General features: G+C 55.7%; 16 protein-coding genes and 2 pseudogenes. 4 read left to right on the top strand and 14 right to left on the bottom strand.

Annotation, left to right across the window (positions count from 1 at the left end; all coding sequences use genetic code 11):
- Positions 1 to 11: 11 nt before the first annotated feature.
- The 4 genes from cydC to istB all read left to right on the top strand — a co-directional run bounded on the left by cydC (position 12) and on the right by istB (position 4,287).
- Positions 12 to 1,796 (top strand): thiol reductant ABC exporter subunit CydC, encoded by a 1,785-nt coding sequence (cydC, locus tag THECO_RS04320; protein ID WP_015253845.1) that lies wholly within the window; start codon positions 12 to 14, stop codon positions 1,794 to 1,796.
- Positions 1,768 to 2,190, top strand: coding sequence for a transposase (locus tag THECO_RS22675; RefSeq protein ID WP_083883085.1), 423 nt, complete (start codon positions 1,768 to 1,770; stop codon positions 2,188 to 2,190). The genes cydC and THECO_RS22675 overlap by 29 nt, the downstream gene beginning before the upstream one ends.
- Before the next feature lie 61 nt (positions 2,191 to 2,251).
- The gene (gene istA, locus THECO_RS04310) at positions 2,252 to 3,475 is read left to right on the top strand and encodes an IS21 family transposase (RefSeq protein WP_041853793.1); all 1,224 of its coding nucleotides are present in this window, start codon (positions 2,252 to 2,254) and stop codon (positions 3,473 to 3,475) included.
- Positions 3,472 to 4,287, top strand: a complete 816-nt coding sequence (gene istB / locus THECO_RS04305) for an IS21-like element helper ATPase IstB (RefSeq protein WP_015253842.1) — start codon at positions 3,472 to 3,474, stop codon at positions 4,285 to 4,287. Before istA ends, istB begins: the two co-directional genes overlap by 4 nt.
- 2 nt (positions 4,288 to 4,289) lie before the next feature.
- Here the strand turns inward: istB and THECO_RS21000 are convergent.
- The 14 genes and pseudogenes from THECO_RS21000 to THECO_RS22570 all read right to left on the bottom strand — a co-directional run.
- Positions 4,290 to 4,667 (bottom strand): annotated as a pseudogene (locus THECO_RS21000) (zeta toxin family protein); the annotation flags it as partial.
- Positions 4,660 to 4,839 (bottom strand): hypothetical protein, encoded by a 180-nt coding sequence (locus tag THECO_RS04300; protein ID WP_015253841.1) that lies wholly within the window; start codon positions 4,837 to 4,839, stop codon positions 4,660 to 4,662. The gene THECO_RS04300 and the pseudogene THECO_RS21000, both read right to left, overlap by 8 nt.
- A gap of 147 nt (positions 4,840 to 4,986) precedes the next feature.
- A complete protein-coding gene (locus THECO_RS04295) occupies positions 4,987 to 6,651 on the bottom strand; it encodes an SWIM zinc finger family protein (RefSeq protein ID WP_015253840.1) in 1,665 nt (554 codons plus the stop codon).
- 187 nt (positions 6,652 to 6,838) lie between these two features.
- Entirely contained in the window at positions 6,839 to 7,135 is a 297-nt protein-coding gene (locus THECO_RS04290) for a nucleotide exchange factor GrpE (protein ID WP_157373522.1), read from the bottom strand.
- Positions 7,136 to 7,163: 28 nt separating this feature from the next.
- Positions 7,164 to 7,427, bottom strand: a complete 264-nt coding sequence (locus THECO_RS04285) for a UPF0158 family protein (RefSeq protein ID WP_408646077.1) — start codon at positions 7,425 to 7,427, stop codon at positions 7,164 to 7,166.
- Positions 7,428 to 7,524: 97 nt separating this feature from the next.
- Complete coding sequence (locus tag THECO_RS04280; protein WP_015253839.1) at positions 7,525 to 8,658, bottom strand: DUF6155 family protein; 1,134 nt, start codon at positions 8,656 to 8,658, stop codon at positions 7,525 to 7,527.
- 87 nt (positions 8,659 to 8,745) lie between these two features.
- Positions 8,746 to 9,126: a hypothetical protein gene (locus THECO_RS21950; RefSeq protein WP_198285821.1), complete on the bottom strand. Its 381-nt coding sequence runs from the start codon at positions 9,124 to 9,126 to the stop codon at positions 8,746 to 8,748.
- On the bottom strand, positions 9,123 to 9,392 hold the full coding sequence (locus tag THECO_RS04270) for a hypothetical protein (protein WP_041853791.1): 270 nt from the start codon (positions 9,390 to 9,392) through the stop codon (positions 9,123 to 9,125). Before THECO_RS04270 ends, THECO_RS21950 begins: the two co-directional genes overlap by 4 nt.
- A gap of 306 nt (positions 9,393 to 9,698) precedes the next feature.
- Positions 9,699 to 10,856, bottom strand: a complete 1,158-nt coding sequence (locus THECO_RS04265; RefSeq protein ID WP_041854156.1) for a sugar ABC transporter permease — start codon at positions 10,854 to 10,856, stop codon at positions 9,699 to 9,701.
- Between the two features lie 71 nt (positions 10,857 to 10,927).
- Positions 10,928 to 11,995 (bottom strand): ATP-binding cassette domain-containing protein, encoded by a 1,068-nt coding sequence (locus tag THECO_RS04260; protein ID WP_408646076.1) that lies wholly within the window; start codon positions 11,993 to 11,995, stop codon positions 10,928 to 10,930.
- A pseudogene (locus THECO_RS22670) lies at positions 11,993 to 12,397 on the bottom strand (ATP-binding cassette domain-containing protein); the annotation flags it as partial. The pseudogene THECO_RS22670 and the gene THECO_RS04260, both read right to left, overlap by 3 nt.
- Positions 12,398 to 12,544: 147 nt before the next feature.
- The gene (locus tag THECO_RS04255; protein ID WP_015253835.1) at positions 12,545 to 13,642 is read right to left on the bottom strand and encodes a sugar ABC transporter substrate-binding protein; all 1,098 of its coding nucleotides are present in this window, start codon (positions 13,640 to 13,642) and stop codon (positions 12,545 to 12,547) included.
- Between the two features lie 125 nt (positions 13,643 to 13,767).
- On the bottom strand, positions 13,768 to 14,901 hold the full coding sequence (locus THECO_RS04250; RefSeq protein WP_015253834.1) for a sugar ABC transporter substrate-binding protein: 1,134 nt from the start codon (positions 14,899 to 14,901) through the stop codon (positions 13,768 to 13,770).
- Positions 14,894 to 15,724 carry a helix-turn-helix domain-containing protein gene (locus THECO_RS22570; protein WP_332306827.1) on the bottom strand — a complete coding sequence of 277 codons (831 nt, stop codon included), beginning with the start codon at positions 15,722 to 15,724 and terminating at the stop codon, positions 14,894 to 14,896. Before THECO_RS22570 ends, THECO_RS04250 begins: the two co-directional genes overlap by 8 nt.
- Positions 15,725 to 15,746: the final 22 nt, after the last annotated feature.

Here is a 15,746-nt window from a genome sequence, read left to right as displayed (position 1 = left end):
AAGGATGGATAATGCCGCCTATCAAGCAGCAGCTCTGGCGTTTTGCCGCGGCCGCCTTCACCGGCACGCTGGCCGTCTCTTGCGCCGGCGCGCTGCTGTTCACTTCCGGCTATCTCATCTCCCGTTCCTCCCTGCAGCCGGAAAACGTGCTGATGGTCTATGTGCCCATCGTGCTCGTCCGGGCCTTCGGTTTCGGCAAAGCGGCCATCCAGTACGCCGAACGGCTGATCAGCCACGATACCGTGCTGCGAATCCTCTCCCGCATGCGCATCCGGCTTTACCGGATTCTCGAACTGCAAGCGCTCCATTTGCGGTCCCGTTTTCGCACGGGGGATCTGCTCGGCTTGCTGGCCGAAGACATCGAAAAGCTGCAGCACGTGTATCTCCGCCTCGTCCTTCCGGCGGTCACGGCCGTGCTCCTTTACGCCGCGGGCATCGCGGCGCTCGGGCGCATGGACGGCACGTTCGCGCTGCTGATGGCGCTGTACTGCGGCTTCCTCCTGTTCGCGCTGCCGGTCTTCGCGCTATTTGTCTCGCGCAAGTGGCGCAAGCGTTATATGATGGAACGCAGTATGGCTTATCAGGAGCTGACCGACGCCGTCTTCGGCATGAGCGACTGGCTGCTCAGCGGCAGGTCCGGCCAATTTCTGGCCGATTTCCACGAGCGCCAGAAGTCGATGGCGGAGGCGGAGAAGCGAATGCGCCGCGCGGAGTGGCGGCTGCAGTGGCTGTCCCAGTGCGCGGTCTCGGGCGCCGTCATTTTGTTGGCGCTCTGGGCAGGCCGCCGGAGCTTAAACGGCGCGATGGAAGCGGAATGGATCGCCGCTTTCGCGCTGGTTGCGTTTCCTTTGCTGGATGCGCTTGTGCGGGCGGGCGAAGCCGTCATCCGAACCCCGGATTACCGGGGATCGTTGGAACGGCTTGAGCAAGTCGAAGCTGCCGGCATCCGGCACATCCGGCAAATCCGGCCGTCCGCGCCGCCGGAAACCGCAGGTGCGCCAACCGCCAATGCGTCCACCGCCGATGCGCCTGCGGACAAAACGATCCATCCACTCGAGAACGTTCCGGATCTGCTGCTTGACCGCGTCAGCTTCCGGTACCCGGGATCGGAGGAATGGAGCCTGCGGGACGTGACTCTGCGTGTGCCGAAAGGCAGCGCCGTCGCTGTCATCGGACGCAGCGGAGCCGGCAAAACGACCCTGCTTCACCTGATTCAAGGGGAGCTTGTGCCCGTAAGCGGCACGGTCACGCTGAACGGCGTGCCCGTCCGCGAGGCCGCCGGCGAAGCGTCCCGCTTGTTTGCCGTCCTGAACCAGCAGCCTTATCTGTTCGATACGACGATCTCCAATAATATCCGGCTGGGACGTCCCGGCGCCGCAGACGAAGAAGTGCGTGAAGCCGCCGAACGGGCGGGACTCGGGCGGCTCATTTCCTCCCTGCCGGACGGGCTTGAGACGCGGGTTCGGGAAGCCGGAGACCGCTTCTCCGGCGGCGAACGGCAGCGGATCGCCCTGGCCCGCATTTTGCTGCAAAATTGCCCCATCGTCCTGCTCGACGAACCGACGGTCGGCCTTGACCCTGTCACCGAACGGGAACTGATGGATACGATCTTTGAGACGCTCCAGGGCCGCACTCTGATCTGGATTACCCATCACTTGAGCGGGATGGAACGGATGGATCAAATCGTCTTCATGGACCGCGGCCGGATTGCGATGCAGGGAACCCATGAACAACTGCTAAAAAACAGCGAACGTTACCGGCAGCTCTATGCGCTCGACCGTCCGCGGCTTCATTGAGCTGCGCTTCTCTTCCTCTTCAGGACGGCGAAGCCCGGCCCCGCCGGAACGTATCCGGCCAGATCAGACCGGAACTTGTGTTCTGACTATGCACTCTTCTCAGGTTGGTCTTGAAACACGAAATACGTGTGGTATGTTAATGATAACAAACGTATGTTCGGAGGAAAGGATCATGGCTAATGCAGAATCCATGTCCCTGATTGAATTTCAAAAGCAATTCGGCACGGAAGAAGATTGCGCACAATACCTGATGTATAAACGGTGGAAAGACGGATTTTCATGTCCGAAATGCAACCACCACGAGTACTATTACATCAAGACTCGCCAATTGTTTGAATGTCAGAAATGTCACCGCCGGAATATAATTGACCCAGGAGCGCCGAAAAGAAAATGACCCACCCCTGTAGAATATTCTCCCTTCGAAGATACGGCTAATAGCTTCAGAGGGGAGACATATGCTAAGGAGTGGGACTGTGATCAGCTTACACGAACTTTACGCCACTGGCAAGAGCATCCGGGAGATTGCCCGCATCACGGGACATGCGCGCAATACCGTACGCAAATACCTGCGCTCCAACGGCATTCCCGAACCGCGTTACGGGCAAAAGAGAGGATCCAAACTCGATCCTTTCAAGCCTCTCATCGACCAATTCATGGCTCAGGGAATCTTCAACTGCGAGGTGCTGCTGCATCTGCTCAGAGATCAGGGCTATACCGGCGGCATTACCCTCATCAAGGACTATGTGAAACCGCACCGGCCGCCGAGGAAGATTCCTGCCGTGCAGCGATACGAAACAAAACCGGGGTACCAGGCGCAAGTGGACTGGAAGATCTGCGAATACGTCGATTTGAACGGGGAAGTGCGCAAGATTCCGGTGTTCGCGATGGTGTTGGGGTATTCCCGGATGATGTACATCGAGTTTGCCAAACGGTGCGACATCCACAGTTTCTTGCGCTGCCTGATCCATGCGCTCGAATATTTCGGCGGTGTTCCGAAGACGATGCTGACAGACCAGATGAAAACGGTCATCCTCGGCATTGGCGATGACCGAAAGCCCCGATGGCATCCGCTGTTTGAGGATTTCGCCGCAACGGTTGGCATGGTTCCGAAAGTCTGCCGCGTCCGGCGGCCGCAAACGAAGGGCAAGGTGGAACGGGCGGTCCAATTCATTGAGCAGAATTTCATGGCGGGCCGACGGTTTACGGATGTGGAGGACCTGAATCGTCAGGCAAGGCAGTGGTGTGACGAGCAAAACCGGCGCATCCACGGAACGACCGGGGAAAGACCCATTGAGCGTTTGGCGCAGGAGAAGCTCGGGGTGCTCCCGCCAGCGGATCGTCTGGCCAAATACCGGTTTGAGGTGCGAAAAGTCAGCCGGGACGGATTTGTGAGCTATGACGGCGTACGCTATGGCGTTCCCTGGAAGTACAGCGGGCGGGACGTGAAGGTACGGGACATCAATGGATTCATCGAGATCTACCGGGAACAAGAGCTCATTGCCCAGCACAAGAAACAGCATCGATCACGGACGCTGGTGATGTGTGAACACCAATACGCGAACCTCAGCACGGCCCAGGGGTATGCATACCCGAAGCCGCAGGGCATCCGGATTCCGGTGCAGGACGTGGAAGTGCGATCGCTGGATGTGTATGAGCGGCTGATGGAGGTGGGAACATGATCGAGCTGGAGCAAGCTCGCCACCATTTGGAAGAGCTCGGATTGGGACAAGCCGCCCAATCGTTGGATGCGATCCTCGAAGCTGCAAGTCGCAGCCAGAGCACCTATCTGTCGTTCCTGAATGAGCTGCTGGAGGCAGAGCTTCAGGAGCGTCAGCGCCGAAACGTCGAGGTGCGCATGAAACTGGCGCATCTTCCGTACCGGCGCACCTTGCAGGAGTTCGACTTCTCCTTTCAGCCGGGCATAGACGAACGGCTCATCCGGGAACTTGCAGGACTCACGTTCATCGGCAGGCAGGAAAACGTGCTGTTTTTGGGTCCACCCGGCGTAGGCAAGACCCATTTGGCGATTGCCCTCGCCATGGAGGCCATTGGACAAGGATTGCCGGTGTATTTCGTTTCGCTTGCCCAGCTTGTCAACGATTTGCGAAAGGCCTATGAGGAGAATCGTTTGGACAAGCGGATGCGCGTGTATCTGAGGCCGCGCTTGCTCATTGTGGATGAAGTGGGGTATCTGCCCCTGGATCCGCTTGCGGCGAACCTGTTTTTCCAGTTGGTTTCGGCCCGCTATGAGAAGGGGAGCATGATCCTGACGAGCAACAAGAGCTTTGGGGAATGGGGCGAACTGATGGGTGATCCTGTTCTGGCGACAGCGGTGCTGGATCGGCTACTGCATCACTGCCATGTCGTCAACATTCGCGGGAACAGCTACCGCCTCAAGGACAAAGTAAAAACCGGAATCTATTCGACACCAGGCACACAGGTGGGTCAATTTTATTCCGGCGCTGGTGGGTCAAATGAATTCCGGCGTTGACAATGTCCGCCGTTTCGAACTCTGGCGGCAACACGTTCGATATTGAGCCGAACATCATTTAGACCCACATAAAACATCATCACTTCAAAGCCGTTCGCCTTGGCTTCCCGTATCAGTCGTATCGCATTACCGCCGGCCAAAGTCGTTTCTACAGAAAAATCGCGTTTATGATGGATACAATCTCTCGCGAGTTTAATCGCTTCTTTGCCTGCGGATACTTTGCGGCGATCCGGATGGTCAGAATCAATGCTCCGAGCTAAAGCGTCGGGATCTATATTGATACTGATACCAAGCCTGTCCACTATTAAATTGCGAATGGTGCTTTTGCCGCTGCCGTTATTGCCGGCGAATACAACCATCACTGTGGAGTACTCATTCATGATGAACCCCAGGATTGTCGATTGGCTCGATCACACCGTTTGCATATTCTTTGACAATCTGGCCTTTTTCCGTTTGATAGACAATATAAGTTCCGTTCGCTTTTGCATCCAGTTTCGCGCGATCGCCCGTAAGTTTGATCAGTTTTTGCAAATCTTGAATACGATCCATCATAGGTCACCATCCAACCCGACTTAATCTTGCCATTATTATAACATACTCGTTTCAGATCAAAATTACAGGCCTCGCATACCAGTTTGTCCACCCACTCACAAAAATCAAGCTATGCTCAAACCGCGTTACTTCTTATTCCCATAAAGTTCAAAAACGAATCTTCCCCAGCTCCTCCCGGAAAGCCGGTCTTCGCGGAAATTTGGTTAACAATTTTTGTGTGACGGTGAACGCTTCTTTCTGCCCGCCAACCTGTTGAAGCATTCGAATGATCCGGCAAACATCGGCGTAATCTCGCCTGTCCCTGGATTGATCCGCCCGGAATTCGATATAGGCCACGAAAAGCGCCTTCACCTCCTCCGGGTAATGCGGAAGCAATTGCTCATAGAACGATTCAATTCGGTAAGGTGCCTTGCGGACATGTTCCAAAAGCCGTGCGAACATCTCCTCTTCCACCAGGATTTGGGTATACGTATGCTCTCCCCTCGGGCTCTGCTCTAATTGATCTAACATATCTTGCAAATACAAAGTCCATTCTCCCTCATCGGAAAATGTATCCTTCACAGAGCGATAATACGCATACTCTCCGTTCACAATCAGCTCCATCCCGAGTTTCCGCTGCTGTTCGACTTGTCCTGTGCGATGGTATGCCTCATACCGATATTTCTTCCAGCGATAGACGAGCCCCGGCAGCCCCTGATCTTGGGCTTCCCCGGCCTCCGCCAATCGGATCGCTTCCTCGGTATCGCCTTGCTCAAGCGCCGCTCGAATCGCAATCTCCCGAATTTCCGGGAAATGCAGATGTTTATACAAATAAGCTTTCGCCTGTTCTTCACCTGAACGTTCCAAAATTTGACCATATCGGAGCACAGTTACCCGCTCGTCTGTGTAATCCCGCGACCAATTGCTTCCGGACGTATGACCCAGGAGCGAATCCGCCGCATCATCCCATTGATGTTGCATCTGTTCCGACTCGATCAGCGCGCCCGCCGCCTCGAGGAGCGCGAGCTGCCAATCCGACCACCCACCGTAATAAGGCTGGTGTGTCTCCTCCAACAACCGGCGGAAAATCTTCAAGCGTTCTTCCGCCGGAATATGATGGTGATCCTGAACCAGCTTGAAGATCGATTCCAGACAGCTTTCGATCACGATCCCGACTCCACCGTCCGAATCGTCGGCGGACTGCAATAATTCAATCATCTCTTCGATGATGCAAAACAGAATCGCCAGCCCGTGCAACCATTCCTCTTCATCGAAGGCGGAGAGAGCCTTTTCAGCGACGATCTCCGCACCTTCCACCGCGCGGCTTACGTTCCGCCAAGACACAAAGCCATGATCATCCGAATATGTGTCAATGTAGGATCGAATCAACCGTCGGCAGGCGTCCAACTCCTGATCCGCGCCCCTTTTCGACAAGTGAATTCTAATGCGCTCTTCCGCGGTATATGAATCCGATGCAATCGAGAGCAGCAATTCGATTAATTTCTCCTTGCTCTCTGCTTCCAACAGTTGCCGGAGAGACGGTTCCGGTGAAGATGCCCCGACTGCTTCTCTATTCTTAAGCTCGAGGAATACGGCGACTTGATGCTTGCAGACCGGGCCGAAATCGTACGGACAATCGCATTCTGATTCCATAATGTTTCCCTCGTCGTCCAGCTCTACGTAGACCTCATAATCTTCGTTCCCGCGCACAACCGAAGTGTACTTTCTTTCGGCAAACGATTTCAAGGAAATCACCCGGCCTTTGGACGCGTATTCCTTTCCTCTGTGTACAACTGCAGGATCTATGTACCTGGCAAAATCGGATAAATTCATGAGGACCGCTCCCTTTGGACGCTTCTTTCCATCTTGGAATTCCAATAGTCGATAAACGTCTGATAAGATCGCACCGTGGTAAAGAAGGGAATATGTTGGTCTGCCGCAGCGTCGACATATTCATCTTTTAGAAATGGTGACAGCGACACAGGTCGTATATCGGTTGCCATTTGGAAAATAATCCTGCTCATTTGTTGCTTTTATGCTTAAGGATGTATGTTTTAGCCAAGTGGTTTAGATGGCCAACAGCAATTGAATTGGGATCACTCGGGTTATGCTTCTTCTGCATGGCACGTTCAAATTCATCAATCATCTTTGCAAAATCGCATACATTCTGCTCAAGACCAAATAAGCGTTTCATGTCTCGATAGTGTCGAAAAAAGACTGCTTTAGCTTGATCATTGGGATAACCTAATTGTTGAAGTTCCGAAATGACCGCTTGAGCATACAGCTTAATCATCGTCTGTCTTGAAGAACGTTTCACCGGTATCCCCTGCCCAATCATTTCTTTATTACTCGAGAATCAACTTCACTTCAATGGATTCCAACCAATCAGAAACACGTTTGCGGTTCTGCTCTTCAACAAACTGGTAATACCGCTCTAACTGCTCGCTGTCGGAAGATAACGCATCCTTGAATCTTCGGAATATTTTCTTGCCGCCGCTCAATATGTGCATCAAAGTGGATTGCAGCTTTTTATCTTCAACCGTTTCCGCAAAATCAACCATGTCGGTATATCCTTCATCCGACTCCCGTTTCGGTAACCGAAAATAAATTTCATTAAAAATTCTCGTCTTGCTCCAACAGCCCCGCGGACTCCGATTTGTGATCGGTCCGCTTCTTATTCTTCCCGCCGCGCATAAAGCCCCTCACCTAAATCCATCGTATTTGAGCGTGCAGTTCAGCCAAATTGTCATGAAAACCCCAGCCGATCCCTTCTGTTTTCGAAACAACAGCTTCGAGACGTTCCTCGAATTCATCAAACAACTCGGCCGTTTCATCTTCATTTACTTGATCAATGATATCGGCATACATGGACACCATGCTGTTGTAGAAGCGTTCATCAATATCCCCGTAGCATAGGGTGAAATCGACTCCATTTTCAACGTAGACCAGCTTCAATTCCAGGGCGTACCTGGCATTTCCAGTCAATCTCTCGAATTCCGAAATCGCATGTTTCGCATCCTGAAGTCTCAGCTTGCCAAATCCCCGCTCAGGGAAAAACTCTTTCTCAACCTTCTTGCAATACTCTTGAAAGAGAGACTCTACTGCTTCATCGCCCAGTATTCTTACAGCAAGAAACTTCTCCATATCTTTGCTGGCGCCATAACAAGCCTTCACCAAATCGATAAGCTGGTCGCTATTTAGCTGCTTCAGATGCTTATTCAGAGCAGACTTCGTCAGCTTCACAGGCTTTTTCCCTACCGGCCGCTTAACCAGAGACTTGGGGATCAGCTTGTCCTTCTGCCGCTCAAGTTCCTGATTCACTTCTTCGCAGGAAAAATGTTCGGGATCATATCCTTCGCGAACCCAGCCGATAAAATGATCCCGCTCCGGATGATTGGGAGTGAGCAACACTTCCATCATATGCTGATGCCCCCACACGCCTCCCACATCTTCCTGCGGACAGCCGCGGGCACCATCTAGACACAAGGGTGCCGGGTCGGATGTCGATGCGTCGATTTTGATCAACGTAACCGTGTGCTGCCAATCATCTCCAAAATCATAGACGTATGTAAAAACGGAGTTTTCCTCTTGAACATGCTTCTGAACGGTTTCTCTTCGTGCATTTAGCATCTCACGGTCTTCCAAATCCGCGAATGTCGGATCAGGAAGCCCGATCACCTTCTCGTTCACATGAAACTCGTACAAATGATAATTTTCCCATCCCATGACCGCTTGGATGATTTTGTGAAGCTGATGAAACGTCACATCGGGATGAAAATGAAACTCCCGCCAAATCTTCGGGGCAATCTCATTCAGTTCGATTCTGCATCGATAAACCATGATCGTCGTTCTCCTTTTAAGTATTCCTAGTATATAAATAAACCCACTGTGTCCTGATTGGAACTACAATGGGTAGGCAACTTGGATTCATTCCCATTCTTCTTCGCGCATCCTTTTGATTTCATCGATCAAATGCGCAGCTTGTTCCGGAGTTAAAACTCCAGCCGATTCAAGGATATCGTCAATGCCGCAATCGTCCTCGGACAAATGCCGGTCCGGCTTATTTGGCACGGGCATAGTCAACTGTTCTCCTCCCAATTGTACAATCTGAACTACACGCGACAATCCAACATAAGTGCCGTTTTCCTCTGTATAAGCTTTGCCTATAATGGGATTGGTGAGTACAGCTTCTGTTTCAAGAATCAATTGAGAAATGAAATCAAAAGTTTCCTCGGGGGAAAATCGCTCACTGCGAAACTGGGAGAGCTTAGATCTGACTGCCGGAGGCCATAAAATTACTCGGTTCATGATCGAAAATCCTCTGGAGATAAGGATTTCAGTAATTCCGATGTGCTCATAGCTTTACCAAGCTTGAATTCTCTCCTGCTTTGTTCAATCATGGCCTTCAATTCCGGATTCGCCTCGACGTCAGCTTGAATGGACCGCTGCTCTTCCTCTTGCAAGACGAGAGTGAATTTTCCTTTTCCTGGAATATGAAATTGAAACACAGAGTTTTCGCGGCTCATATTCGATATGTTCTCCATCAACTCTTCCGGTGAATTGACCTTTTCCATTCGATGTCACCCCTTTTCATAAGCTTTTCCGCTCTTTTATCACTAGTATAACATACACCGCTACGAATCTTACAGAAGCAGAAATCCGGCCCTGCCGAACCGGCTTATCGCCCCATATAGCTCGTCCACCCTCACCGCACAAACCGCCCGCTGCACACAAAACGCGCCGTTTCCTGACATAGGTTCGCGTTCACAACGACTTGACGTTATACGCCACCGGTCCGTTCCGGCATACCCGCGGCAAAAGCCGAAAAGGCCGGCCGGATATTCCGGCCGGCCCGGCAACGCCGATGCCTGAAGTCCCAATCAGCCCCGCTTCTTGCGCGTCATGACGTCGAAGATGACCGCCAGCGCGAGCACGCCGCCGCGGATCATGTACTGGTAGGAGATACCGACGCCCAGCAGGTTCATGCCGCTCGACAGCGAGGCCATGACGATCGCGCCGATGATGGACCCGGTCACCTTGCCGACGCCGCCGGCCGCCGATACGCCGCCGACATAAGCCGCCGCGATGGCGTCGAGCTCGAACAGCGTGCCGGCCGTCGGCGAAGCCGACTGGAGACGGGACGTGAACAGAATGCCCGACAGGGCGGAGAGCATCCCCATCGAACCGAACACGACATAGGTGATCTTCTTCACGTTGATCCCGCTCAAGTGCGCGGCTTCCGGATTGCTGCCCACGGCGTAGATATGCCGTCCGAGCACCGTCTTGTTCGTCAGGAAGTGATAGGCGATGACGACCAGCAGCATGATGACGACCGTCCAGGAAATGCCGTTGTACCCGGCGAGAATCCACGTGATGTAGGCGATGATCGCCGACACGAACACAAGCTTCAGGACGAAAATGCTCCCGGACACGACTTCGAAGTTGTACTTGATCTTGTTGCGCCGGTTGCGAATCTCGGACAGAATGTACAGGAAGATCGCGACGGCGCCGATCACGAGCGCCGACAGGCTGAGGCCGCCCACCTGGGTGATCGCCGGGACATAGCCGTTGCCGATCGCGTTGAACCAGTCGTCCCGCACGTTGATCGTGCCGGTCTTCTCCGTCACGCGCAGCAGCGCCCCGCGGAAAATGAGCATCCCCGCCAGCGTCGCCACGAATGCCGGAATGCCGACCGATGCGACGAGGAAGCCGTTGATCAGACCGGCGATGATGCCGATCAGCAGAATGATCGGAATCGTCAGATATACCGGAAGCCCGAACTGGGACAGCAGAATCGCCGCGATCGCCCCCATGAAGCCGGCCGCGTAGCCGACCGACAGGTCGATGTGCCGGATGACGATGACGAGCGTCATGCCGACGGCGAGCACCGCGATATATCCCGTGGCGTCCAGCAGGTTGCTGATGTTCCGGGACGACATGAACAGTCCGTCCGTCAAGATCGAGAAGATGAGCATGATCACGAAGAGGGCGATGTACATGCCGTATTCCCGGACGTTCACTTTGAGCAGCGACAGCATCTCCTGGAAAAACCCGCCGCCCCGCGCGACGGTCCGGCTGTCGTTCACTTGAAGGTTCATACAGGCTCCTCCTATAATGTTGCGAATTGCATGATTTTCTCCTGATCGGCCTCTTCAATCGCGAGCTCGCCGGTGATTCTGCCCTCCGCCATGACATACACGCGATCGCTCATCCCGAGCACTTCGCCGAGTTCGGACGAGATCATGATGATGCTCATCCCCTGGCTGATCAGTTCGTTCATGATCGTATAAATTTCATATTTCGCGCCCACGTCGATGCCGCGCGTCGGTTCGTCGAGAATGAGCAGTTTGGGGCCGACGAACATCCATTTGCCGAGGGACACCTTCTGCTGGTTGCCGCCGCTCAAGTTCCCGACGAGCTGCTCCACCGACGGCGCCTTGATGTTGAGCGCTTTTTTATAGTAATCGGAGACCCGGATTTCTTCGTTCTCGTTGATCCATCCGCCCCCCGCCACCTTCCGGAGATTCGCTGCGGTAATGTTCCACTTGATGTCCTGGATCAGGAACAGCCCGTTGCCCTTCCGATCCTCGGTGACGTAGGCGATCCCTTCGCGGATGGCTTCACTCGGATGGCGGAACGTCTTCGGCTTGCCTTCGACGAGCATTTCCCCCTGCAGCCGATAACCTTTGGGGTTGCCGAAAATGCTCAGCGCCAGCTCCGTCCGCCCCGAACCCATCAGTCCCGCGATGCCGACGATTTCGCCTTTCCGGACATGCAGGTTCACATCCGTTGCGACGTTCCGTCCCGCCTGCGGGTCGTACGCCGTCCAGTTGCGAAGCTCGAACACTTTCTCGCCGAAATTTTTGTTCGTCCGTTTCGGATAGATGTCTTCAATCTCGCGGCCGACCATATGCTTGATGATGACGTTCTCCGTAATCTCGCCCTTGGCCGCATCCAGTGTGCAGATCGTTCGTCCGTCGCGGAGCACGGTCGCCTTGTCCGCGATCGCCATCACTTCTTTCAGCTTGTGGGAGATCATGATGCAGGTGATGCCTTGCTGCTTCAGTTCACGCAGCAATTGAAGCAGGTTCTCGCTGTCGTTCTCGTTGAGCGCGGCGGTCGGCTCGTCGAGGATAAGCAGCTTGACGTCCTTGCTGAGCGCCTTGGCGATTTCCACGAGCTGCTGCTTGCCGACCCCGAGATCCTTGATCAGCGTTTCCGGATTGACGTCCAGCTTCACTTTCTTCAGCATCTGCGTGGCCCGGACGATCGTCTCGTTCCAGTTGACCAGCCCGCTGCGCTGCACCTCGTTGCCGGCATAGATGTTCTCGTAGACGGACAGGTCCGGGAACAGCGCCAGCTCCTGGTAGATGATGACGATGCCGGCCTTCACGCTGTCGCTGATCGACGTGAACCGCTGCTCACTGCCGTCGAAAATGATGTCCCCCGTGTACGTGCCGTACGGATAGACGCCGCTCAGCACCTTCATCAGCGTCGATTTGCCCGCCCCGTTCTCACCGACAAGGCAATGAATCTCTCCCCGCCTCACCTTGAAGCTGACGTCCGTGAGCGCCTTCACGCCCGGGAACGTTTTGGAGATGTTCCGCATCTCCAGAATGTAATCGTCCATGGCCTGTTCTCCTTCTTCCGGATGACGGTGATAACAGCGGAATAGTGATAGACGCATCTATCACTATTCCGCCCTCGTATGAACTGCCGATTGCGATCAGTTGAATTCGCTCTCGTCGTAATAGCCGGAATCGAACAGCTCTTTCTTGATGTTCGACTGGTCGACGACGATGACATCCGTCTGCTTCGCCTTGACGTCAATTTTGCCGTTGTGGTAGGAGCCGGTCGTGGTCGGCGTCTTGCCCTCGAGAATGTCGACGGCGAGGTTCATCGCGTCTTTGACCAGCGTACGGACATCCTTGAACACCGTCATCGACTGCTTGCCGTCCAGGATGTATTCGACGGAAGCTTTGTCCGCGTCCTGACCCGTCACGACGTAGCTCGTGACCGCCGAATCGGCCGCGAACACGTCCGCGATGGCGCGCGCCGTATGGTCGTTCGGTCCGAGGATGAGCACATCGCCTTTCAGGTCGTCCGAAGCGGCGGTGAGGTGCGTCTGCGCCTTGTTCTTCGCTTCGTTCGGATCCCAGTTCGTCGTGATTTGACCGATGATCCGGCTCATCTCTTCACGGGTGAGCTCCGCCTTGTCTTTCAGCGCTTCCGCTTCGCTGGAGTTGGCGATCTTCAGCGAGCCGTCCGCAATCTTCGGCTGCAGCACTTTCCATGCGCCCTCGAAGAACAGGAACGCGTTGTTGTCGGAAGCCGCGCCGGCGTACAGATACAGCGGCTGGCCGCCTCCCTTCATGTGGTCAACCAGGTATTGGGCTTGCGCCGCGCCGACCGCCACGCTGTCGAACGTGACGTAGTAGTCGACGGCGTCGGTGTTCGTGATCAGACGGTCGTACGCGATGACCGTGATGCCTTCCTTCTTCGCGGCCTCGACTGCAGCGGCTGCAGCGTCGCCGTCCGGCGGACAGATGATGAGGACTTTGATGCCTTTGTTGATGAGGGTTTCGACGTTTTCCTTCTCTTTCGCGGAGGAACCCTGGCTGAACAGAATTTCGACATTGTACTTCTTGTCGTCCAGTGCTTCCCTGAAGCGCTGCTCGTCCTGCACCCAGCGCTGCTCGTCCTTCGTCGGGAGGACGACGCCCACGTCCACCTTGCCGCCGCCGTTTTTGCCGCAGGCGGCCAGGAGCGCGCCGAACAGCGCGGCGACGAGCAGGATGGCGGAGATCTTGAATCCCTTGTGCATTGGTTGAACCCCTTTCGGTAATTGTGGTGGCACAACCAATGTATCATCCCGCATCCGACTGTAAGCGCTGTAATGACAGGACTCTTTTATGATGTTCTGTAATTTCTTGAGCCGATTCCGTCCGTTCACCGTTCGATGAGCTTGTAAACTTCCTCCCGGACGTGAAAACCGTCCGCGATGATCGTCTCGTCAATGTTGGCGGCATCCACGGCGATCGGCGTCAGCAGCACGGAGGGCACGTCGAGCTTGCCGTTGTTTACGAGACGGTCGGCCCGCGGCGTCTCGCCTTTCGCCATCTTGACGGCCAGCTCCGCCGCCACTTCGGCAAGCTGCCGGATCGGCTTGTAGACGGTCATCGTCTGGGTGCCCGCGACGATCCGCTGGGCGGCCGCGAGCTCGGCGTCCTGTCCCGCGACGGGGACCTTGCCGGCGAGTCCCCACTCCGCCAGCGCTTCGATGGCGCCGCCCGCCGTGGCGTCGTTGCCGGCGATGACGGCGTCGATTCTGCCCTCATTTGCCCTCAGGGCGGCGCGCATGTTGTCCCGCGCATTGGCGGGCAGCCAATTCCGGGTCCATTGGTCGAATACGACGGTGATCTCTCCCCGGTCGATGAACGGCTGCAGCACGTTGAACACGCCTTTTTTGACAAGATGGGCGTTGTAGTCCGTATCCGCGCCGCCGATAAAGACATATTTGCCCTCGGGAACCAGCTTCGTGATCACTTCAGCCTGCAGTTCGCCCACCCGCTCGTTGTCGAACGAGACGTACAGATCGACGTCCGCATTGCGCACCAGCCGGTCATAGGACATCACCTTGATGCCGGCCGCATGGGCCTTGTTCACGATCGTCGCCGTCGCCTCGGCGTCGTGGGGCACGACGACGAGGATGTCGACGCCCATGCTGATCAGCGTCTCGGCCTGCTCGATCTGCTTCGCGTCGTCGCTGTCCGCCGTCATGACGATGAACTCCGCCCCCAGCGCCTCGACGGCTTCGCCGAACATCTCCTGGTCCTTGATCCAGCGCTCTTCCTGCAGCGTATCCATCGTGAGCCCGACCTTGATGATCCCGTCGTCCTGCCGCCGGACGCCGGGGGTGTGCCCGTCCGTGAGCTCCTCCCCGGGTGACGAAGGGAGGCCCGCGTCGTTTCCGACGTCTCCGCGCATGAAGATCGCCCACAGGAGCAGCACCGCCAGCGCGATGGCCGCAACCTGGAGCAGCCGGCGGACCGCCATTATCCGCATCGCTTTCCGTTCAAGCATCGCAAGCCTCCCGCCCTCTTGTCCCGAGCAGCGCCTTCCGATATTCCGTCGGCGAGATGTTGCACATCTTCTTGAACACCTTGCTGAAATAGTTCGGATCGCGGTAGCCGACTTCCAGCGCGATCGCCTTCATGCTGAGCTCCGGATCGGCCATGAGCTTCTTCGCCTTCTCGATCCGGCATTCGGTCAGAAAATCGATGTAATTGATGCCGAACTGCTCCTTGAACAGTTTGCTGATGTAGAACGGGCTTAAACCCACCATCCGGCCGATCGCCTCGAGGGAAATGTCCTCATGCGAATGTTCGATGATATATTTCTTGATCTGGTGCACGGCGTCCGGCTCGTAGCGCGCCTGATGCTCCGCATACGCCTGCCGGATCCGGCCGAGCAGGACGTTCGCCTCCGCCTGCAGCTGCCGGTAATCCTGCGCCTGGAACGGAAATACCGGCGCCTGGGCTTCGACGCCGAGCTCCTGCAGCATCCGCGAGACGAGCCAGAGCAGTTCGAGCGCGCGCTGCTGCGCCAGCAGCAGGTCGACGCCTTCCTGCTCGCAGCGGCGGATGAACGACATGACATCGGCCTGCACGCGCTCCCAGTCGCCCGTCCGGATCTGCTCGATGAACCGCTTCTCCCATTCCCGGTCCGGCCGGCCGCCCACCGCGCCGAGCGCGGGCGTGTCCTCGTAGAACCGGTATTTGACCGGCAGTGTCGGGTCCATCGCGGCGATCTGGGCTTCGTGGTAGGACTGCCGGATGTCGTCCAGCGAGCCGCAGACGCCGCCGATGCCGACAAATAAGCCGGCGCCGCCGCCCGAAACGGCCAAGGCCAGCAGTTCCCTGGCCAGC

It is taken from the genome of Thermobacillus composti KWC4 (assembly GCF_000227705.2).
Lineage (GTDB): Bacteria > Bacillota > Bacilli > Paenibacillales > Paenibacillaceae > Thermobacillus > Thermobacillus xylanilyticus.
Note: the sequence above shows the minus strand (reverse complement) of the source record. Positions and strands in the feature narration are given on the sequence as shown.